The sequence below is a fragment of the Lentilactobacillus parabuchneri DSM 5707 = NBRC 107865 genome (genome assembly GCF_001435315.1).
GTDB classification, from domain to species: domain Bacteria; phylum Bacillota; class Bacilli; order Lactobacillales; family Lactobacillaceae; genus Lentilactobacillus; species Lentilactobacillus parabuchneri.
In genome coordinates this window covers 12,694-32,932 of the sequence record NZ_AZGK01000017.1, presented here as the reverse complement: position 1 = coordinate 32,932, position 20,239 = coordinate 12,694, and the positions used below count along the sequence as shown (strand labels likewise).

Genomic DNA, 20,239 nt, shown 5'->3' with positions numbered 1-20,239 from the left:
TCCCCCAATCAAATTTTTACTGAATATCAATATTTCCTGACTTGTCTTCACTCTCGGTTACTTTTGGTAATGTAACGTTCAAAACACCGTTGTCGATGTGAGCTGAGATATTGTCACGGTCAACACCCGGTAATGAATAGCTGCGTGACATGACACCGTGGCTACGTTCGCTGGCAATGACCTTGCCGTTTTCATCTTTTTGTTCGCTGGTGTGCTCTTGGTTAATGTTCAAGGACAATACACCATCTTGGTAATTCAAATGAATATTGTTTTTATCAACACCGGGAACATCAATCTTTAATGAATAGTCTTTATCAGTTTCGTTAATGTCTGTCTTAAGGCTACCAAAGTTCTCGTAGTCCTTATCAAAATCCGAAGGGCTGAAGAAACGATGTGCCATACGATCAAAGAACGGATCCAAGTCGAAACGATTCATTAATTCATTTGCCATAATATCGATCTCCTTATTTTCGAATTAATTATGATCAGGTAATGTCGGAACAACGCTTCACTTTTTCGCTCCTCTGTTACCTTTCATCTTCTATAATAATCAGTTTTGAAATGAATGCCAGCATTTAGCACTCGAATGTTGAGAGTGCTAAAAATGGCCCTTCTTTTTCGAAGTTGAATATGATGAAAGCCCCTTACAATCGGCGATGTGCTATGCTTAACCTGTCAAATATGGAAGTTGGGTGAACAATAGAAATGAACGAATTATTCAGCAAAAATTTCATTCAACGCGTAATCTGGCTGTCAATTGGCGCATTCTTGATCAGCCTAATCATTTGGCTAGTTGGATTTTCAACGAGTTTATCGCCGGCCGTGGTTGATGAAAATAACGTGCCGACCGAGCAAGTGGATACAACCACGACGCCCGCCTATAGTCCAAAAACAAATTTCCATTGGTCAACCAAGACAATCTCTTATCACATTACTGAGACGACGCCTGGCCATTATCGACAAGCTTGGATGCGGGCAATTAAGGCGTGGAATGCGGTTGATGTGGTTAATCTGATACCAGCAGGGAATTCTAGTCAAGCTGACATTATTTTGAGTGTGAAGACGTCCTATCATGAAGGCGGTGGGACCGTTGAGAACATCGCTGGCGGCGTTGTCGGTTATACAAGAGAGGAATTTGGCCATGTGGACGGGATACCGTTATTTGTCCATCAAAATAAAAGCTATTTGATTATTAATTCGATGAAACAAGCACACTATGATTCTGTCAACGAACAGGCCAGTGTAGCGATGCACGAACTGGGTCATGATTTAGGGCTCGAACACAGCGATAGTCCTCATTCCATCATGCAGGAAGCTGCCCCAACCTATTTGTACAACATTCCCGAAGTTGACGCCAAGCATCTGGCGCAGTTGTATGAGGGGATACCGGAGAGGTGATGGGCCGTCACCCCGTTCTTGATATGAGCAGATTTTTATACAAAAAAAGCGGCTCCCATGAAGTCGCTTCTCATATTCTACATGATTGAATTGTTTTAAACAGCCAGTAGCATACCAACTGAATAGTGAATGATCATGGTGATAATGCCGACAATAATGTTTCTGATAATGGCTGTTTTGACCAAACCATTTCCTAAGCGGGCGCTCAAAAATCCGGTGATGCCAACTGATAGGCAGACGGCCAGGATAGTAGCCGGCCACTGAAATGCAACAGGCGTTACAGTCATCGCCACAAGTGGGAAAATACCACCGGCAGCAGCTGAAAATAACGATGAGAAAGCTGCGTCCCAGGGGTTCATATAATGTCCGAGCTGCAGATCATACTTGACATTGACAATGGTTTCCAAAGGCTTTTTGCTCATTAAATCTTTGGCAATCTTATCCGCAGTTTGTTTGGTAACCCCTTGATCAACGTAGTAGTCTGAAACGACGTTCAATTGATCTTCATAATTAGTTTTGAGTAAGGCTTTTTCTTTTTCGACGACCGATTGTTCGGTATCTTTTTGGGTACTAACGGATGCGTACTCGCCCGATGCCATTGAAAAAGCACAGGCCAATAGGTCAGATAATCCGGCAATGAAAATTGTAAATTGATTGGTTGTTGCAACCGCAACACTAAATAGGACACCAACAACGGTTAAAATACCATCATTGGAACCCAACACGCCGGCACGCAGCGTATTGAGCTTTTCGTCCATTGTTTGGCCGTCTTTTTTCTTCTTAGAACGAACGCTTACCATACTTTTTGCTCCCCTCTACGTTCTTTTAAATGATCAAGATCCAATTAATGTTCCGATGGTGTAGGTCACAAGCATCGTCAAGACACCCGAAACGATATTTCGAATCATGCCACGAACTTTATTGGCGTTCCCCAGTTGAGCTGCGGTGTATCCGGTAATGGCCAGCGCGATAATCACCGCAATAAACGTAGCGGGAATTCGGATTGCCTTGGGGAACAATGTAATGGCTAAAAGTGGTAGAATTGACCCTGTTGGAAATGAAATCATTGAAGCGATCGCTGCTGATAATGGGTTAGTGTATTCACCAACGTTAAAGCCGTATTTTTGGCGAACGGTCGTCTTGACCGGGTCTTTACTCATCATTTCAGAGGTCGCTTGTTTGGCGAGATCCGATGAAATGCCATCACCCATCAACTTATGCTGAACCGTGTTAAATTCATTGTCATACGCGGAATTGAGGGCCGCTTTTTGAAGGCTGATTGCATGGCGCTGTGAATCTTTTTGGGTGTTGACGGATACCCATTCACCCATTGCCATTGAAACCGTTCCGGCCAGCATACCGGAAATTCCTGAAATAAAAATAGCAAAATTACTCGAAGTAGCTCCGGCAACACCAATAACGATCCCGGCAACTGAGACGATACCATCGTTGGCACCCATTACGGAAGCCCTTAGAACGTTAATCTTTTGTGAGAGCGATCTTTTCTTCGCCATCGAATCACCTGCTTTGTAGTTTATAATCATTATTATCTAACGAAATTAATTCTATACCTTCGTACTTAAAATGTAAATCAAAAGTATTGCCTGTAATGATAACTTCATCATGCCACTTTTTACATCATAATTAAAGTCCCAATTTAGAATCACTATCAAATAGTTAGCCACACAATAGTTTAGGAGATGCCACTTTTGACCAATCCAATCATTGACCAATTAACTCAGCACAGAAGTATTCGCAACTTTCAGAACAAGCCACTCACTAATGAACAGGTTGCTGTTTTGGTGGATGCTGCCCAACACGCATCGACCAGTACTTTTTCCCAGCAATACTCAATTATTAGTGTCACAGACCCAGAGATCCTTAAAGAAATTGGTCGGATTAGCGGACATCATTGGTTGATGAACGCTGGTCACTACTTCGTGATGGTGGCAGACCAACATCGAAATTTACGAATTGCCAAAGCACATGACAGCGATCCGTTCATCCTTCATTCAATGGATAAGTTTCTTGCCAGTGTCTTTGATACCGCAATCGCTACGGAAAATATCATGGTTGCGGCCGAAAGCATGGGGCTTGGTGGCACAATCATGGGGAGCATTTTAAACGATTCTCAAAAAATGATTGAGCTATTGAACTTACCGGAGCTGACATTTCCACTATTGGGAATTGCGCTGGGCTATCCTGCCGATGAACCGGAATTAAAACCAAGGTTGCCAAAAGAAGCAGTTCATTTTCGCAATCAATATGGTTCGGACGAAAACTTTGATCAGCAGTTAGCAAGTTATGATGCTCTGGTAGCGGCATACTATAAGCATCGAAGCTCAAACGACAGAACGGAAACCTTCAGTCATCACATAGTTTCCGAATTGGCTGCCGGTCACGGCCGGCGGGCAGAATTGGTTGACGTGATTCGCAAACAAGGATTTATGCTGCACTGAATATTTGTTAGTAATAATAGTTGACTTTTAGCGAATTAACCTTTACATTATTAGGTAATCGATTGACAGTCATTATTTGAATTTCACAATGTTGAAGAGAAGAGTAAGTTAATGCCTGATTAAAGCGACCGCTGTAAGTGAAAGGGCGGGCAGGTGTTTTCCGAAAGTGCGCTCGGAGTTGTGTGTTTCAGCTTAAATATGTATTCCAAACGAGGCATTTTGGTTGTTTGACTGAAGTGCGAAAAAGGGTGGAACCACGGTAATACGTCCCTGATAACCAGCGAGTCTGGTTGTCGGGGACTTTTTTGTGTAATGACTGTTAACTAAACTTGTGAGGGAGATGATTGTTAATGAGCAGCTGGACTATTATCCAACAGAGTCTGCCAATGTTTGAAAAAGGCTTTGTCCTAACGTTGTGGCTATCCCTAATTGGGATCGTTGGCTCGATTATTGTTGGACTGATTGTTAGTCTGCTTCAATACTTCAAAGTGCCGATTTTGCATCAGATCGCGTCGATTTATGTCGAAGTATCACGAAATACGCCGTTATTGATTCAGTTATTCTTCCTGTACTATGCCTTTCCGGTGATTGGCATTAAGCTTGGTGCAGAGCTCTGTGGCATCATTGGCCTGATCTTTCTTGGGGGCAGTTACATGGCTGAGGGATTTACCGGTGGCTTCAACGGCGTTTCCAAGGGGCAATTGGAGTCTGGCAAGGCGATTGGGCTTAGTGGTTTTCAGTTGGCGAGATACATTGTTTTTCCGCAAGGCTTTTCGCTTAGCGTTCCGGCAATGGCGGCCAACATCATTTTCTTAATCAAGGAAACGTCGATCTTTACAGTGATTGCGATTCCGGAACTGACCAACACTGCCCTGGATTTGATTGGAATGTATTACCGGTCCAACGAGTATCTGTTTGTGTTGGTTGTCGCCTATGCAATCATTTTAATTCCGTTGTCGATTATTTTGACTTTATTAGAAAAGAGGGTTCGCTATGGCTCATTCGGGAATTAGTGTGTTATTTGAAGGAACCAATTTTCAACGGTTGCTTGGCGGACTCTGGGTAACAGTTAAAATTGCCGGAGTCGCGTTGATTTTTGGCTTAATATTGGGAATCATTCTAGGTGTTTTGCGAACGTTTAAGAACCGGCCACTGCGGGTTTTGTTGCGGCTCTACTTGGAATTTTTCCGGATCGTCCCAACGGTTGTTCTGCTATTTTTGTTCTACTACATCTTACCCCGCCAACTAAACTTCAATTTGCCGGCAGATCAGTTGGCGACCTTGGTTTTTGCGTTGTGGGTTGCTGCTGAAATGAGTGACATTGTCCGGGGGGCTTTAATTTCGGTTCCCAAACATCAACGGGAATCCGGCAAAGCCATCGGGCTCAATCGTTACCAGCTTTATCGCTACGTGTTAATTCCCCAAGCGATGAGTCTGGAGATTCCGGCAACCATTAATTTGGCAACCCGGGTCATCAAGACCACTTCGCTGTTGATGCTGATTTCGGTTATGGACGTGATTAATATTGGCCAACAAATCATTGAGGCCAATAACCATTCCCATCCGACCGGCGTCTTTTGGGTTTACGGATTGATATTTCTATTCTACTTTTTGATTGATTATCCGCTATCATGGTGGGCAAAACGGTTAGAGAAGAAGAGATTGGAGCGGGCAAATGGCTGAGCAGATTTTACAAGTTGAACATTTAGAAAAGTTCTATCAAAAAAAGCACGTGTTACATGATATTAATTTCCACGTTGAAAAAGGAGAAGTTGTCACGTTGCTGGGACCGTCGGGATCGGGTAAGAGTACGCTGATTCGCTGTTTGAACGGTCTTGAGGAATACCAACAAGGGACGATTACCTTTGAGGGAAAGCAGATTGTTCCCACCGAAAAGAATTGGCAGCAAATTCGCCAAAAGATCGGGATGGTATTTCAAAGCTACGACCTATTTCCAAATTTGTCGGTCCTGGATAATATTTTACTTGGGCCGACCAAGGTTCAAAAGCAAGCCAAAGAGGCGGCAAAGCAAGAAGGCCTGGCACTTTTGAAACGAGTGGGGCTGGAAGATTACGCGGACGCTTATCCACGGCAATTATCCGGTGGGCAAAAGCAACGGGTCGCAATCGTTCGAGCGCTGGCACTTCATCCGGACTTTATGCTGTTTGACGAAGTAACCGCATCATTGGATCCGGAAATGGTTCGCGGCATTTTAAATATTATTGCTGATTTGGCCAAGGTTGACCACATGACCATGATTGTGGTGACTCATGAAATGAATTTTGCCCAGCAGATTGCCGATCGGGTTATTTTTCTGGAAGATGGTCATATTTTGGAACAAACACCTTCCGAGCAGTTCTTTAGTAAACCGCAAACGAAACGCGCACAGGAATTTTTAGACAGTATGGATTTCTAATATTGAGGAGGAACAGTTCATGAAAAAACGTTCATTAGCAAGTATTATTGCCATCATCAGTGTCTTCGCAACACTATTATTGGTTCTTTCCGGATGCGGGAATAGCAAGAAATCAAGTTCGCAAAGTTCTAATCCGAGTTCCGTTCAACAGATTAAGAAAAAGGGAACCATTCGAATTGCGGTCTTTGGTGATTTACCACCTTACGGCTGGGTAAACAAGGATGGTCAGCGTGTTGGTTATGACGTGACCCTTGCCCACAAAGTTGCCAAAGACCTTGGTGTTAAGGTGAAATTCGTGCAGGTTAACGCCAACAACCGGGTTGACGCGTTGAACTCCAACAAGGTTGATTTGGTACTGGCAAACTTCACTGTGACACCAGAGCGAAAACAAGTGATTGACTTTGCCAAGCCATATATGAAAGTATCTGTCGGTGTCGTTTCACCTAAGAGCAAACCAATTACCAACGCAAGTCAGTTAAAGGGCAAAAACGTGATCGTCACAAAGGGAACGACTGCTGAAAACTACTTCACTTCTAAACAGCCGGATGTTAATTTGCTGAAGTTCGATTCAAAGACCCAGCAATTTAACGCCTTGAAGAATGGTCGTGGGGTTGCGTTGGCCGATGATAATTCATACTTGTACGCATGGTCAAAAGACAATCCGAAGTACACTGTTGGCATTAAGAGCATCGGGCCTAAATCATACATTGCCCCAGCGGTTAAGAAGGGCAACAAGTCACTTCTCAACTGGACTAACAAGGAAATTGACAAGTTAACCAAGCAAAGCTTCTTCGTAAAGGACTACAACACGCAGTTGAAGCCTTACTTTGGCAAAGAAGTGAAGCCCTCAGATATCGTATTACCAGTTAAATAACATTTTGGCAGTCAGGGACTTGGTTCCTGGCTGTTTTTTCGTTTTTAAAAGACCATCAAATAAAATTAAAATAATATTAGAGTTGACGAAATAATTCTAATATGTTTTAATTAACACAACATTTCAAGAAGGGGAGATTATATCGATGAATACTCATTTGCAACAACTGAATGCCTATTATTACGGCTATGCATGGTTTAAGTAGCGCCCGGGAGATGCGGGCGCACAACGCGTTCGCGTCTAACCTGGGCAAAGTCGTAACTTTGTTGTTGCCAGCTAGACGCTAGAGTCTAGCTGGGTTGATATAATTTCTTGAGCGAGTGCATCAGAAATTAGCCAGCTGGATTTCTAATATCCGGCTGGCTTTTTATTTACCTACATACTTGGGAGAGTGATAACTATGACAAAATCAAATAATCGTCGACTATCAATGGCTTTATACTTGAACTACCTGGTTCACGGAATCGGCTTAATCATCTTGACGCAGAACATGCAGGCACTTGGGGGCTTTTGGGGTGTTCCAATCGCAACCGTCTCGTACGTCATCTCCGGAATTGGGATTGGTAAGTTAATTGCCTACTTTCTATTTGGCTACCTGTCAGACCGATTTGGCCGTCGAATGCTGGTCCTTACCGGGACGTTGAGTTACATGGTCTTCTTTATCGGGATTCCGTTCACTCACAATATCGCTATTGCCTACTTGTTTGCGATTATTGCCGGTGTTGCCAATTCTGCCCTTGATTCAGGAACTTACCCGACCTTCGTCGAAATGGGTGGCAACTCAAGTGCTTCCAACGTCTTTATTAAAGCCTTCATGTCGATGGGGGAATTCATTCTGCCGCTATTCATTGCCACTCTGGAAGCTCGCCATCTGTGGTTCGGTTGGTCCTTTATCGGTGCATTGTTGGTTTTAATCGTGAACTTGTTCATTTTGAAAGGCGCACACTTCCCAGATCGGAACAATGTTGATGAAACGTTTAGTGAAGCCCACCAGTCACTCTCAAAATTCCGGCGGGTAATTGCGACAATTGCTCTTGCCGTATACGGGTACACGACCATGGCGATTATGATCTTATTCACTCAATGGATTAGTTTATTTGCCAACAAAGACTTGGGATACAGCTCACTTGTTTCCCACGGATTGCTTTCGCTTTACAGCATCGGCTCCATTAGCGGGGTGATCGTGATGTTTATCCTGCTCAAACTCAAGTTTACGGAAACCAAATTGTTGGTGGTGATGAACACCATTTCGTTAATTGCAATACTCACAGTTGCCAATGCATCATCGGTTATTTTTACTTCAATTGCCTGCTTTACATTCGGATTTACCGCAGCAGGCGGCGTCTTGCAGGTTGCGCTGAACGTTCTGCTCAAGATGTTTCCAACTCATAAAGGCGTTATTACCGGTACCTACATGACCTTTGGCAGCATTGCCACTTTCACGATTCCGATTGTGACCGGCGTACTATCTCAAATCAGCATCCAATCAGTCATGAATTTCGACGTTTTAATCGGCTTGGTTGGTACCGTGCTGGTAGTAGTAACCGCAATGGCAATCGGGACTGGAAATGTATTTTCAGTGGCTGGCCATTCAGTGATGAATTTGCTTCATCTTGGGGCAGCACCTGTTGATGGTGGACAATCGAAGGACGAATAAATGAAAAAAGGAAACTGCATGGTTTGCAGTTTCCTTTTATTTGTTAATTAAAGTCATTTGTTGGCGCAAATCTTCAATTGCTAACTGGCCGGGCGCCGAGGCTTCTCCAACCGTTGCGAAACTCATAACAGATCCAAATAGTGGGCCGGCGATTCTTGATAACTTGCCAAGCGGGCCCATTGAGATGGCAACGATTGGGATTGTCAGCTTGGCAGACTCAGTGGCAGTCGCTCGCATTAGCGTGAGGACGTCCTTAAACTTCTTTGGCATCGTCGCAATTTTGGCAATGTCTGCGCCTTGATTTTCCATTTGTTCAAGAACGTTGATAATTTCAAGCTCTGGCGGGGTTCCAACAAACTCGTGGACACTCAAGATAACTTTAATTTGGTGAGCGTGCGCCAAGTAAGCTAATTCAGCAATCGTTTCTTCGGCAAAATGAAGTTCGATATCGATCATATCCGTTAGATGATTAAGTAAAATCCAGTGATAGAGTTTGATGTATTCTGAATCCGGCACCTGGCCCTTTCCGCCTTCACCAGTTGTTCGGAAGGTTGTCAGAAGAACTGTTCCTCCCAGGATTTCCCTTAAACTGTTAGCGGTGCTTTGAAAAATTTCCTGATCGAAGGCGTCATAAAAATAATCGATTCGCCATTCAATCACATCGGGATGCTGCCGGATTGCATTTTTAGCCTGGCTGAGTACTTCTTGGGGCGTCTGTCCCATGATTGGAACAGCCACTTTAGTCGAGCCGGGCTCAAAAGTTGTTTGATTAACGGTTACTTTTCCACTCATGGCAATGATTCCTTTCCGGATACATAATTGCCATTAGTTTACCAATTATCAATTAGATAGGCAAACAAAGCCGGCGCAAAAGATCGAACCCTTTTGCGCCGGCTTTACTTGTCCAGCTATTAAAATCCGCGAAAATCTCCTCGGCCAAAGTATTGCAGGTTAGCCAACAGTGGCTTTTGCATCAACGTTGGTAGGGTAACAAACGTGTACCCGCGTCTTTTGAGTGAACGAATAATTTGTGGTACGGCTGCAACTGATGTCGGGTGAATATCGTGCATCAAAATAATTGAGCCATTGTGCGTCGTTGCCAAGACGTGGTTAACCGTCTTTGGCGTATTCAGGTAAGCCCAATCCCTGGAGTCGACATTCCAGCGAACAATCGGTCGGTCGTACAGGTTGCCGATTCGACTGTTCACCGATCCGTATGGCGGTCGGATATACATTGGAATTGTTCCGGTTGCCTTGTAGATTGCAGCATCAGTCAAGGCGATTTGCCTTTGGGCCTTTGCGGTTGACAAGGTGGTTAAATCAGGATGGTTCCAAGAATGGTTTCCGATTTGGTTTCCGTATTTGAGAACCAGGCGACTGACACTTGGGTACCGAATAACGCTGCTGCCAACTTCAAAGAATGTCGCGTGAACGTTATAGTGTTTTAAGATCTTTAATAATTTTGGAGTTAAGGTTGGATCTGGACCATCATCAAAAGTCAACGAGACGACCTTCTTCGGTGACTTCGGCTTAACGAAATCATATTGTGATGGCATGTAACGGTTCAGGATAATTCCGGTTAACTTGTTCAATGGAATGGCAACGGATTTAACGCTATATGCATTCTTGGTTAAGTGAATTGTTAAATCAGTTTTCGTTAAAGTAAAGTTATGGGCGGTTAACCGTTTCGGCAGCGGCAGATAGATTAAATTTTGGACCTGCTTGCCGGTTAATTGATGATCCTCAGCCAACTGAGCCCGAGTTAGTTGACGGATTGTCCCCAACCGATGAAGACTGTTATTGGTAATTTTGCCGTAAGTCAGTTGCGTTGCTGCACTGGCATTTTCTGAAGGAATTTGATAATTGCTAAAACTGAATGCGAATGCCGAAGCTGCAGCAATCCCCATGGCTGCTAAAAAATGCTTATTGAACATCATGATCACCCCGTCTAAAGTTATGAATATGATTCCAAAATCATTTTCACATTGTGCCATAGGTAAGTCAATCAAAGATATTTTTAATCGGTTTTTATGGACTCAAAGCTTGATTTATAAGGCCTTGAGCAACAAAATTGGTTTTGAGATTTTTCACTAATTTTAAAATAGCGGTTGACAATTGATTTTAGATTCGTTAAGCTACTCACCATTAGATATCGATGAGAAAGTGCTAAGAGAAATTGAGAAGTCGGTATTAAGAAATTCCAAGAGAGCGTCGTGATCTGTGAAGGCGTAATTTCTTAATTACTTAAAGTCAATTTTGAGCACGGTGATTCGTTTAGAGTCACTAGGGTGCGCCCAATACAGCGCCAACGTATACCGAGTCGACCGGTCGTACGTGAGAGGTGAAATGTCAATTTCACAATGAAGGTGGTACCGCGTGTAAGCGTCCTTTTAGAAGTTTAACTTCTGATTGGGCGCTTTTTGTGTTTCATGGACACAAGCGCGTTTGTATTTTCTCATCGACATCAAAAAATAATTATTGGAGGAATTGCTATGTTTAAGGATATAAGATTTACAGCCATCGTTAGCGTTGCTATTGGAGTAATGGCTGTCTTATTAAGCGGCTGTGCGTCGACAGCAGTTGGCGGAGGTGCAGGAAGCGCCGAAAAGGCCTTAAAAATAACGATCCCTGGAGAACCGTTGACGATTGATCCGACTAAATCAATTGAAACAAACGGGGGTGCCGTGATTGACCAAGTCAGTGAGGGCATCTACCGCAGGAATGCTGACAACAAGATTGCCGCAGGGGTTGTTGAAAAAGTTGTTAAACCGACTGACAACAAAACCCAATACACATTTACCATCAAAAAGAATGCCAAGTGGCAGGACGGAACACCAATTAAATCGGCTGATTTTGTCAATTCAATTCGACGACAGGCCGACCCCAAAACAAAGTCACAGCAGACGACTTCAATTCAATACATTCAAAACTTTGCCGCAGTTAACAGTGGCAAGCAGAAGCCAAGTAAGCTTGGAATTCATGCCGTTAATGACCGGACATTTACCATTAAGGTTACTAAGCCGGTGCCGTTCATGAATTATGAGTTTACCAACTTTTACCCGATCCAAACAGCTGCGATTAAAAAATTTGGCAGTCAGTATGGAACCAGTGCAAAGACGACCGTGGCCAACGGGGCATATACGATTAAAGGCTGGAATGGGTCCAACGATTCTTGGACATACCAAAAAAACAAGAACTACTGGGATGCCAAGAATGTTAAGATTCCCGAAGTTAAGGTGACGGTGGTCAAAGATAACAATACCGCACAGAACATGTTTAACGGCGGTCAAATTGATCTGACAAGCTTGACCGGCCAATATGTTAAAGAGAACAAGAACAACAAAAATTTGGTGGTAACAGAGACCGGCCGAAACAACTATATTTACTTTAATGATAAAAAGAAGGCGACTTCAAACGAGAATTTGCGCAAGGCGATCAGTATGGTGATCGACCAGGACCAACTTGCCAACGATGTGTTGCAAGATGGCTCTGTTGCCGCAAACAATATTGTTCCCAAAAACTATGCTAAGGACCCAAAGACTGGTGAAGATTTCACTAAAGAAATGGGCGACCAAGCACCAACCAATATTACTGAAGCCAAGAAGTATTGGGCAAAGGCTCAAACAGAAGTCGGCAAGGACAAAGTGTCACTGGATTTCCTGGTTGATGACACCGATACCGAAAAGAAGCTGGCCGAATACGTTCAAGGCGCGGTTTCCAAGAATCTAAAAGGCTTGGAGATTAACATCGTGTCTGTGCCACATGCGACCCACGTGACTCGAGACTTTTCAACTGATTTTGATATTTGTACGGTCGGCTGGGGGCCGGATTACCCGGATGCTCAGAATTTCTTGGACGGCATGCGGAGCAATAATGCGATTAATTTCTCGAAATTTAAAGATGCCAAATACGATGAGCTGATGAACAAGGTCGACGATACGACAAAATATAACGCTGAACAGCGATGGAACTTTGAAAAGCAGGCCGATAAGCGGTTGATGTCAATTGCAGCAGTCGCACCAACGTATCAAGCCTCACAGGCCCATTTGATCAACAGTAAGGTCGGTGGCTTGAAGTGGGATGCAATGTCTGGCCAATCAGGAAAGTTGCAGTATGCGTACTGGAAATAGAGTGTGACGAGACCCGGGAGATGCGGTTTCTAAGGCGGATTTGGTTTAAACCCTGGGGTTGGGTTTGAATCAAAGCCGTCTTAAAAGTTAGCATCTGGGTCGTCGGAACACGTTTTCATCTAGGTAACATTGGAGCAACCAAGCCACCCCACATCCAAAGTTTCACTAGAGAGTGTGACGAACTACCGGCTTATATGTTAGCGTCAGTTGCGTCGTCCACAGGACTAGACGCTGCAACTTGTTTGCGGTCATCGAAACACGTTTTATCTAGATAACAGTAGAGCACCATAAAAATATCACTTAAGGAGGTGGTTGCCATGGCATCCCAGTTAACGAAATCTAAAGCTGCTCCATCTCAGTTAGTCTGCAACCAAGTATTTTATATCGAAAGGAAGAGTTATTATGACAAAAATCAATTATACGAATGTCGCAATTTACAACCATGAAAAACAGGACTTCATCGCCCATCAGCATATGGTCGTTGACACCGATACCGGAAAAATTGTGGAAGTAGGCAACGGTAGTTCCACAAATCAAGTGATTGATGAAGTTTCCGATATGCATGGCCGGTTCGTCATGCCTGGGATCATGAACGCTCACACTCACATCACCAGTATTCCAACATATTGGTGGAACGATGGCAAGGAGCAACGCCACTCAGACTCCCGTGAATTTAACACGATGTTTGCTGTCAGAAATATGGAAGACGCCATTAATCATGGCATTACTTACATCCGAAACGTGGGTGCGGCCTATGATATTGATATCGAAGTTAAAAAGATGCAGGAAAAGGGATGGATTAAAGGCCCCAAGGTTATGACATCCGGAAAAGCATTTTCAATTACGGGCGGTCATGGCTCCGGCGGCGGTTATGAAGTTGATGGCGTAGATGAAGTGAGAAAAGGTGTTCGCCAGGCAATGAAAAACGGTGTCGATAACATCAAAATGATGGTTACCGGTGGCGTTCTTAAAAATGGTGAGACTCCCGATGATATTCAATTTACGTCTGAAGAAGCCAAAACGGCCGTCATTGAGGCACATCACAAAGGAAAGACGGCTGCAGCCCATGCTCAGGGCAATGCCGGGGTCAAAGAAGCGGTTGAAGCTGGCTTCGATACCATCGAGCATGCTTTCGATATTGATGATGAGACCATCGAAATGATGAAAGCCCACGGAACAGTGATTGTTCCTACGATGAACGCAATGTACGCCATCTATAAATATGGTGAAAATACCGTACCGGATTGGGCCCGTGAAAAAGTGATCGTGAATATCAAGAAGCATTTTGCAAGCATTACGAAAGCCGTTCAGTCTGGAATTCCAATTGCAATGGGGACGGATGCCGGAACACCTTACAATGGCTTTCGAAATGAAAGTGCCTATGAGATGGAATTATACGTTGAAAAGGCTGGGATGACCCCTGCACAAGCAATTGACTCGGCGACTATCAATTGTGCCCGAGCAATGCATGTTGACGATGAGTACGGCCAAATCGCCGCCGGCAACTATGCCGATTTTATTTCAATGCAGGAAAATCCGATTGATGATATTAGCGTGATCCAACATGACAAAGACGTTTATCAAAATGGCACCAAAGTTCACGCAGAGGCTGGTGTTGAGGCAAGTAAGCAACCACAAATGTCGAACCAAGTTAGTGCCGCAATTTAGATATCCGGAAATATTTCGGAATTAAAATCCAATGAGTAAATTATTAGGGTTGACGAATAATTTCTAATATGTTTTAATGAATACAACTTTTACGAGAGGAATTGATAATTATGACAAAGCAACCTGCAACTCAAACAGCCTATTATTTTGACTATGCCTACTTTAAGTAGTGTCCGCTTTCGAGGCGGACGCAAATTGAGCGTTCGCGTCCAAGTGGTGCAGAGTCAATGCTTTGTTGAGCCCACTAGACGTTATAGTCTGGCTGGGTAAGTTATCATTCTTTACGAATTTTGTAAACCAGCTGGAGACTTTATCTAGCTGGTTTTTTTCATGGAAAAGGAGTGTTCATAATGACAAATCACGTTTCAAGACCATCAATTGATGATAGCGAGGCGATCACAGCGGCGCGAAATCAAATTAATCAGATAGATGAGAAACTAATCGATTTACTGAGACAACGATTTCAGACCTCGGCTTTGATTGGCAAGATTAAAGAAACAGCCGACCTACCAGTCCTTGACAGCGGGCGCGAACAGCAGGTGCTGGAAAGGGTTGTCTCACTTGATCCAGACCCCACCACCGAAAAATACTTACGAAATATTTTTGAAGAAATCTTGAAAAATTCCCGCGACTATCAGCATGATTTAGCTGGGGATGACGCAACTGACAACGACATAAAGGAGAATGACTAATGAATTACTTAACGGCTGGAGAATCACACGGACCACAATTAACCGGAATTATTGAGGGCGTGCCTTCCGGATTGCATTTGGACGTTGACGCCATTAACGAGCAGTTGAAAAAGCGCCAAGGTGGCTATGGCCGCGGTAACCGACAAAAGATTGAACACGACCAGGTCACAATTACCGGCGGGGTTCGCCACGGTATCACGCTGGGATCGCCAATCTCGATGGTGGTCCAAAATCGGGATCACGCTCACTGGAATCAAATTATGGATCCGGTAAGCCCAGAGACGGCCGAGAATACCTTGCGAAAAGTCGAACGTCCCCGTCCAGGTCACGCGGATCTGGTAGGTGGGATGAAGTATCGCCACCAAGATTTGCGAAACGTTTTGGAACGCTCATCAGCACGAGAAACCGCTATTAGAGTGGCTGTCGGAGCGGTTTGTAAGCAGCTATTGGCCCAGGTTGGCATCGACATCGTTGGCTATGTTCAACAAATTGGCCAGATTTCGACTGATGACAACCAAGAGTTGGACGTCTCAAAGATCGAATCCGAAATTAGCCAAAACGACCTTCGAATGATTGACCAATCAAAAGTGGACGACATTCACGAATTGATCGACCAGACAAAAAAAGATGGGGACACACTGGGCGGCATTATCCGCGTGGTGGCCACTCATGTTCCAGCCGGACTCGGTAGTTATATCAGCTGGGATACCAAATTGGACGGCAAGCTGGCTGCGGCAGTGATGGGCGTTAATGCGATGAAGGGGGTTGAAATTGGCGACGGCTTCAAAGCTGCGACCAGCTTCGGCAGCCAAGTCATGGACGAAATTGATTGGGATAAAGAAGACGGTTTCTACAGAAACACCGATCACTTGGGCGGATTTGAAGGCGGAATGACCAATGGCATGCCAATTATTGTCAAAGCAGCGATGAAACCAATTCCGACGCTATATAAACCCCTTCAAAGCGTTGATATTCAAACGAAGGAAGTCAAAAAAGCCAGTGTCGAGCGTTCCGACACCACGGCAATTGTGCCGGCTTCAATCGTGATCGAAAGTGTGGTCGCCATTGAACTTGCCAAAGCACTGACGGATAAATTTGATGCGGATAACGTGCAGCGATTGCAGGAGCAACTGACGGCATACCGCGAAGAAATCAAACAATTCTAGGAGGTTCCAATGGTCAATATTAAAAGTCAAACTAATCAAGCACTTCAAGGAAACCTCCAGGGAGGACTGCACGGCGAACTGGCAGTTCCGGGTGATAAAAGTATTTCTCATCGGGGCATTATGTTCGGTGCAATCAGCCAGGGGACCACAATCCTGCGTCATTTCTTGACAGCTGAAGATTGTTTATCAACTTTAAAAGCATTTCAACAGTTAGGCGTTCCAATTGAGCGCGACGGCGAAACCGTCACAATTAAAGGCGTCGGCCTTCATGGACTGAAGCAGCCGGCCGATGCGTTGGATATGGGAAATTCCGGCACAACAACCCGGTTGATAATGGGGTTACTGGCTGGGCAAAAGTTTCAAACAAAATTAGTTGGGGATGCATCGTTATCTAAACGGCCAATGAAACGGGTCAGTGATCCCTTAGGCGAAATGGGAGCCGACATTCGGGTGACCGATGGCCATCTACCAGCGATGATTAACGGGAAATCCTTACATGCGGTGGATTATCACCTCAAAGTTGCCAGTGCTCAAGTCAAAAGCGCACTGATTTTAGCGGCGTTGCAAGCCGACGGGACGTCAACAATTGTTGAAAAGCAGCCAACTCGAAATCACACTGAGATCATGTTAAAGGCATTTGGTGCCAAGGTTGAAACTGAAGCCGACGACGTTACGATTACGGTTCATCCGAACCCAACGATGACTGGTCTGACCCTTAACGTTCCAGGCGACATGTCTTCAGCCGCATTTTTTATCACGGCGGCCAGCCTGGTGCCACATTCGAAAGTGAAACTCACGAATGTGGGGATGAATGAGACCAGAACGGGGCTATACGACATTTTAAAGCGGATGGGCGGACAGATCACGCTGAGCCACGAGAATCACTCAGGCGAGCCGACTGCGGATCTGACGGTTGAATCTGCGGACTTAAAGCCGGTTGAAATTGGCGCCGATGAAATTCCGGCAGTCATTGATGAATTGCCATTGGTCGCCCTGTTAGCAGCAAAGGCAAATGGCGTCAGCAAAGTCACCGGCGCAGGTGAGCTCCGAGTTAAGGAAACGGATCGAATCGCGGCAATTGTCGATGAATTTACCAAGTTGGGAATTGCGATTAAAGATTTGCCGGACGGTTTTATCATCGACGGCAGTCAGCCTTGGCACGTCACTGATTCGCATTTGGATAGTCATGGTGATCATCGAATTGGTATGGTTTTGGCAGTTGCGGCACTGCTCGTCAAGGAACCATTGACCCTCAAGGGCGCTGACAGTATCAACATTTCGTACCCGCAGTTCTTTGATGATTTAGCGACACTAATATAGGAGGTCAACACAATGACAATGGTTTTAATCAGCGGCTTGGGGCTAATCGGCAGTTCAATCGCGCGAATTATGCGAGAAAGTCAAACGGACGTTGAGATTATTGGGGCTGATCCGGATGATGATGCGGCGGCGTTTTTACTTAGCCGGCAAATTATCAACAAGCACGAACCCTTTTCTCAAGCAGCACCAAAAGCAGACGTCATTGTGTTAGCCGGACCGGTGTCGGTGATTATCGCGCAAATTGAAACACTGGCGCATCTTTCATTAAAGTCAAACCTGTTAGTGACTGACGTCGGCAGTACCAAGGTTGAAGTGATGCAAGCGGCCGAAAATTTACGCAGACAAGGAATTGGATTTTTAGGTGGTCACCCGATGGCTGGATCGCATTTGGTCGGCGCTCAAAACGGGACAACACAGTTGTTCTCCGGTTCTAAATACTTTCTGGTAACCGGTTCACAAACCAAGCAGCAACTTTCCGAATTTCAGAAACTGATGAAGGCTGGCAATGTTGATTGGACGATGATTGACGCGCAAACCCATGACAAACTGGTTAGCGAACTGAGTCACGTACCGCATGTCATTGCGGCGACTTTGGTAAACACCGTCGCCGATAGCGTTGGTAATGATCCGGTTGGCTTGACCGCAGCCGCCGGTGGCTTTAAAAGTACCACCAGAATCGCGGCATCGGATCCGAAAATGTGGACGGCCATTATGATGAGCAATTCTGAGGAAATTAGTTCAGAAATTGCCGATTTTAAGCGAGAATTGACTGAATTTCAGCAGGCGATTTCAAGCCGAAATGAAGAGAAAATTATTGCCACGTTTACCAAGGCACAGAAGATTCGCAAATCATTAGACGAATAGGGAGTGGGCTTATGAGAGCAATATTAGTTGGATTTATGGGTAGCGGCAAGACGACGGTTGGTCATTTGTTGGCCGCCAAAATTGGGGTTCCTTACCATGATCTGGATGATATCGTGGTCGCAAATGCAGGCAAGTCAATCAAACAGATTTTTGCCGAAGAAGGAGAAGCTGCCTTTCGTCAATTAGAGCACCAGGCGCTGGAAGCCGCAATGGATGATGACGGCATTCTTGGGACTGGCGGTGGCACACCAATTCAACCCAACAATTTTGAGATGCTCAAACAAAGTGATGTTCCAGTCGTGTTGCTGGATGTTTTGCCGGCAACCATTTTTAATCGTCTCAAAGATGACACGGATCGGCCGCTTGCCAAACAGCTGGGACTGGATGGCTTGGTTGATCTAAAAGGGCAGCGTGACCGTAAATATGAACAAGTAAGTGATTTCCGAGTGGCAACCGATAATCTGTCTCCATTGGAAGTGGTTGAGGCAATTCGGACACATTTATTCATTCAACTATAGGTGGAGGTAATCAGATGATTGATGGACACACAAAATTATTTGGCTTTTTGGCACATCCGGCAGCCCACAGCTTGTCGCCGCTAATTCATAACACCAGCTTTAAAGTCTCCGGGATTAACGGCGCCTATTTGGCGTTTGATGTGACTTCTGATGGCCTTGCGGCTACTTTGGATGCGATGCGCGTTATGGATATTGGCGGCTTTAATCTTTCGATGCCACTCAAAACCGATGTCATTGCTTTCTTAGACGAAATCACGCCCAGAGCCGAACGCCTGCACGCGGTTAATACGGTTGTCAATCGCAACGGTCACTTAGTGGGTGACAGCACTGATGGCCAAGGATTCGTTGATGCACTAAAACAAGAAAACGTGAGACTTGAAGATAAAACAATGACCGTTTTAGGAGCTGGCGGTGCCGGCCGGGCGATTATCTCAGCGGCGATCGATGCCGGCGTCAAAAAGATCTATGTCTTTAAACGCCACAATGCGACCTTTGCCACACTTAAAGCACAGCTGGAGAATTGGTCGGATGTCGTTTCGGTGTTTCCATATGAGGACATTGTCAACATGCAACGGCCAATTGCGGCCAGTCAAATTGTTGTCAATGCGACCAACATCGGGATGGCCGGTGACCAGGCCAGTCCAGTGACAGATGAAGTGATGCAACAGTTTGGCCCTCAGCACGTGGTCGTGGACGTTATCTACTTTCCATTAGAGACGCCGTTTCTTAAAGCGGCCGCAAAACAGGGGAGCCATACATACAATGGGATTGGGATGCTGGTTAATCAAGCTGCCGGATCTTTTTTGGAATGGACGGGTCAGCAGATGCCGATCGACCAAGTGATTACGGCGGTCAACCAGGCTGTCAGGGAACGTGTTAAATCTTAAAACTGTGTTCGCCGACAACTCGTTGTTTATCCGTTATAATGGACTATGAACTTAATTGAATACCAAGATAACATTAGGGGAGCCATTTGGCTGAGACGGAATTCATTCACGGACCCTTCGAACCTGATCTGGTTAGCGCCAGCGTAGGAAAGATGTTTTTACAGCGAAAAAGGCCTCCTTTTGTTATCAA

At 44.9% G+C, this 20,239-nt stretch carries 20 protein-coding genes and 1 riboswitch; of the genes, 15 read left to right on the top strand and 5 right to left on the bottom strand.

Annotated elements, in window-relative coordinates; genetic code table 11:
- Nucleotides 1-16: 16 nt before the first annotated feature.
- Nucleotides 17-451 (bottom strand): Hsp20/alpha crystallin family protein, encoded by a 435-nt coding sequence (locus tag FC51_RS10670; protein WP_057910819.1) that lies wholly within the window; start codon nt 449-451, stop codon nt 17-19.
- 254 nt (nt 452-705) lie between these two features.
- Here FC51_RS10670 and FC51_RS10665 point away from each other — a divergent pair, with 254 nt between their 5' ends.
- Nucleotides 706-1,398, top strand: a complete 693-nt coding sequence (locus FC51_RS10665; RefSeq protein WP_057910818.1) for a matrixin family metalloprotease — start codon at nt 706-708, stop codon at nt 1,396-1,398.
- 95 nt (nt 1,399-1,493) lie between these two features.
- On the opposite strand, the gene FC51_RS10660 is transcribed toward FC51_RS10665, so the two are convergent.
- Both FC51_RS10660 and FC51_RS10655 read right to left on the bottom strand, forming a co-directional pair.
- A complete protein-coding gene (locus tag FC51_RS10660; protein WP_057910817.1) occupies nt 1,494-2,198 on the bottom strand; it encodes a VIT1/CCC1 transporter family protein in 705 nt (234 codons plus the stop codon).
- Between the two features lie 33 nt (nt 2,199-2,231).
- A complete protein-coding gene (locus FC51_RS10655) occupies nt 2,232-2,912 on the bottom strand; it encodes a VIT1/CCC1 transporter family protein (RefSeq protein ID WP_057910816.1) in 681 nt (226 codons plus the stop codon).
- A gap of 186 nt (nt 2,913-3,098) precedes the next feature.
- Between FC51_RS10655 and FC51_RS10650 the strand changes: the two genes are divergently transcribed.
- The 6 genes from FC51_RS10650 (at nt 3,099) to FC51_RS10625 (ending at nt 8,804) form a co-directional block, all read left to right on the top strand.
- Nucleotides 3,099-3,857, top strand: coding sequence for an NADPH-dependent oxidoreductase (locus tag FC51_RS10650; protein ID WP_057911304.1), 759 nt, complete (start codon nt 3,099-3,101; stop codon nt 3,855-3,857).
- A gap of 350 nt (nt 3,858-4,207) precedes the next feature.
- Complete coding sequence (locus FC51_RS10645; RefSeq protein WP_057910814.1) at nt 4,208-4,870, top strand: amino acid ABC transporter permease; 663 nt, start codon at nt 4,208-4,210, stop codon at nt 4,868-4,870.
- Nucleotides 4,851-5,540, top strand: a complete 690-nt coding sequence (locus FC51_RS10640; protein WP_057910813.1) for an amino acid ABC transporter permease — start codon at nt 4,851-4,853, stop codon at nt 5,538-5,540. The genes FC51_RS10645 and FC51_RS10640 overlap by 20 nt, the downstream gene beginning before the upstream one ends.
- Nucleotides 5,533-6,273, top strand: a complete 741-nt coding sequence (locus FC51_RS10635; protein ID WP_057910812.1) for an amino acid ABC transporter ATP-binding protein — start codon at nt 5,533-5,535, stop codon at nt 6,271-6,273. The genes FC51_RS10640 and FC51_RS10635 overlap by 8 nt, the downstream gene beginning before the upstream one ends.
- Before the next feature lie 19 nt (nt 6,274-6,292).
- On the top strand, nt 6,293-7,147 hold the full coding sequence (locus FC51_RS10630) for a transporter substrate-binding domain-containing protein (RefSeq protein WP_057910811.1): 855 nt from the start codon (nt 6,293-6,295) through the stop codon (nt 7,145-7,147).
- A gap of 400 nt (nt 7,148-7,547) precedes the next feature.
- Complete coding sequence (locus FC51_RS10625) at nt 7,548-8,804, top strand: MFS transporter (RefSeq protein ID WP_057910810.1); 1,257 nt, start codon at nt 7,548-7,550, stop codon at nt 8,802-8,804.
- 36 nt (nt 8,805-8,840) lie between these two features.
- Here the strand turns inward: FC51_RS10625 and aroD are convergent, their stop codons facing one another.
- Nucleotides 8,841-9,596 carry a type I 3-dehydroquinate dehydratase gene (aroD, locus tag FC51_RS10620; RefSeq protein WP_057910809.1) on the bottom strand — a complete coding sequence of 252 codons (756 nt, stop codon included), beginning with the start codon at nt 9,594-9,596 and terminating at the stop codon, nt 8,841-8,843.
- 119 nt (nt 9,597-9,715) lie between these two features.
- Nucleotides 9,716-10,738, bottom strand: a complete 1,023-nt coding sequence (locus tag FC51_RS10615; RefSeq protein ID WP_057910808.1) for a polysaccharide deacetylase family protein — start codon at nt 10,736-10,738, stop codon at nt 9,716-9,718.
- 558 nt (nt 10,739-11,296) lie between these two features.
- Here FC51_RS10615 and FC51_RS10610 point away from each other — a divergent pair.
- The 8 genes from FC51_RS10610 to aroE all read left to right on the top strand — a co-directional run bounded on the left by FC51_RS10610 (nt 11,297) and on the right by aroE (nt 20,049).
- Nucleotides 11,297-12,934: a peptide ABC transporter substrate-binding protein gene (locus tag FC51_RS10610; protein WP_057910807.1), complete on the top strand. Its 1,638-nt coding sequence runs from the start codon at nt 11,297-11,299 to the stop codon at nt 12,932-12,934.
- Nucleotides 12,935-13,336: 402 nt separating this feature from the next.
- On the top strand, nt 13,337-14,602 hold the full coding sequence (locus FC51_RS10605) for a metal-dependent hydrolase family protein (protein ID WP_057910806.1): 1,266 nt from the start codon (nt 13,337-13,339) through the stop codon (nt 14,600-14,602).
- A gap of 350 nt (nt 14,603-14,952) precedes the next feature.
- Nucleotides 14,953-15,294: a chorismate mutase gene (locus FC51_RS10600; protein ID WP_057910805.1), complete on the top strand. Its 342-nt coding sequence runs from the start codon at nt 14,953-14,955 to the stop codon at nt 15,292-15,294.
- A complete protein-coding gene (gene aroC / locus FC51_RS10595) occupies nt 15,294-16,460 on the top strand; it encodes a chorismate synthase (RefSeq protein WP_057910804.1) in 1,167 nt (388 codons plus the stop codon). Before FC51_RS10600 ends, aroC begins: the two co-directional genes overlap by 1 nt.
- 9 nt (nt 16,461-16,469) lie before the next feature.
- A complete protein-coding gene (gene aroA, locus FC51_RS10590) occupies nt 16,470-17,780 on the top strand; it encodes a 3-phosphoshikimate 1-carboxyvinyltransferase (protein ID WP_057910803.1) in 1,311 nt (436 codons plus the stop codon).
- Nucleotides 17,781-17,792: 12 nt separating this feature from the next.
- Nucleotides 17,793-18,644, top strand: a complete 852-nt coding sequence (locus FC51_RS10585; RefSeq protein ID WP_057910802.1) for a prephenate dehydrogenase — start codon at nt 17,793-17,795, stop codon at nt 18,642-18,644.
- An 11-nt stretch (nt 18,645-18,655) separates the two neighbouring features.
- Nucleotides 18,656-19,162 (top strand): shikimate kinase, encoded by a 507-nt coding sequence (locus tag FC51_RS10580; RefSeq protein ID WP_057910801.1) that lies wholly within the window; start codon nt 18,656-18,658, stop codon nt 19,160-19,162.
- Nucleotides 19,163-19,176: 14 nt separating this feature from the next.
- Complete coding sequence (gene aroE, locus FC51_RS10575) at nt 19,177-20,049, top strand: shikimate dehydrogenase (RefSeq protein WP_057910800.1); 873 nt, start codon at nt 19,177-19,179, stop codon at nt 20,047-20,049.
- 65 nt (nt 20,050-20,114) lie between these two features.
- A riboswitch (TPP riboswitch) is annotated at nt 20,115-20,217 on the top strand.
- The last annotated feature ends 22 nt before the right edge of the window (nt 20,218-20,239 follow it).

Bases quoted from the DNA above. Each gene is read 5' to 3' on its own strand.
- FC51_RS10605 (WP_057910806.1), top strand. From the start codon at position 13,337: ATGACAAAAATCAATTATACGAATGTCGCAATTTACAACCATGAAAAA.
- FC51_RS10630 (WP_057910811.1), top strand. From the start codon at position 6,293: ATGAAAAAACGTTCATTAGCAAGTATTATTGCCATCATCAGTGTCTTC.
- FC51_RS10610 (WP_057910807.1), top strand. From the start codon at position 11,297: ATGTTTAAGGATATAAGATTTACAGCCATCGTTAGCGTTGCTATTGGA.
- FC51_RS10580 (WP_057910801.1), top strand. From the start codon at position 18,656: ATGAGAGCAATATTAGTTGGATTTATGGGTAGCGGCAAGACGACGGTT.
- FC51_RS10625 (WP_057910810.1), top strand. From the start codon at position 7,548: ATGACAAAATCAAATAATCGTCGACTATCAATGGCTTTATACTTGAAC.
- FC51_RS10645 (WP_057910814.1), top strand. From the start codon at position 4,208: ATGAGCAGCTGGACTATTATCCAACAGAGTCTGCCAATGTTTGAAAAA.
- aroE (WP_057910800.1), top strand. From the start codon at position 19,177: ATGATTGATGGACACACAAAATTATTTGGCTTTTTGGCACATCCGGCA.
- FC51_RS10600 (WP_057910805.1), top strand. From the start codon at position 14,953: ATGACAAATCACGTTTCAAGACCATCAATTGATGATAGCGAGGCGATC.
- FC51_RS10660 (WP_057910817.1), bottom strand. From the start codon at position 2,198: ATGGTAAGCGTTCGTTCTAAGAAGAAAAAAGACGGCCAAACAATGGAC.
- FC51_RS10650 (WP_057911304.1), top strand. From the start codon at position 3,099: ATGCCACTTTTGACCAATCCAATCATTGACCAATTAACTCAGCACAGA.
- aroC (WP_057910804.1), top strand. From the start codon at position 15,294: ATGAATTACTTAACGGCTGGAGAATCACACGGACCACAATTAACCGGA.
- aroA (WP_057910803.1), top strand. From the start codon at position 16,470: ATGGTCAATATTAAAAGTCAAACTAATCAAGCACTTCAAGGAAACCTC.
- aroD (WP_057910809.1), bottom strand. From the start codon at position 9,596: ATGAGTGGAAAAGTAACCGTTAATCAAACAACTTTTGAGCCCGGCTCG.
- FC51_RS10640 (WP_057910813.1), top strand. From the start codon at position 4,851: ATGGCTCATTCGGGAATTAGTGTGTTATTTGAAGGAACCAATTTTCAA.
- FC51_RS10665 (WP_057910818.1), top strand. From the start codon at position 706: ATGAACGAATTATTCAGCAAAAATTTCATTCAACGCGTAATCTGGCTG.
- FC51_RS10635 (WP_057910812.1), top strand. From the start codon at position 5,533: ATGGCTGAGCAGATTTTACAAGTTGAACATTTAGAAAAGTTCTATCAA.
- FC51_RS10615 (WP_057910808.1), bottom strand. From the start codon at position 10,738: ATGTTCAATAAGCATTTTTTAGCAGCCATGGGGATTGCTGCAGCTTCG.
- FC51_RS10670 (WP_057910819.1), bottom strand. From the start codon at position 451: ATGGCAAATGAATTAATGAATCGTTTCGACTTGGATCCGTTCTTTGAT.
- FC51_RS10585 (WP_057910802.1), top strand. From the start codon at position 17,793: ATGACAATGGTTTTAATCAGCGGCTTGGGGCTAATCGGCAGTTCAATC.
- FC51_RS10655 (WP_057910816.1), bottom strand. From the start codon at position 2,912: ATGGCGAAGAAAAGATCGCTCTCACAAAAGATTAACGTTCTAAGGGCT.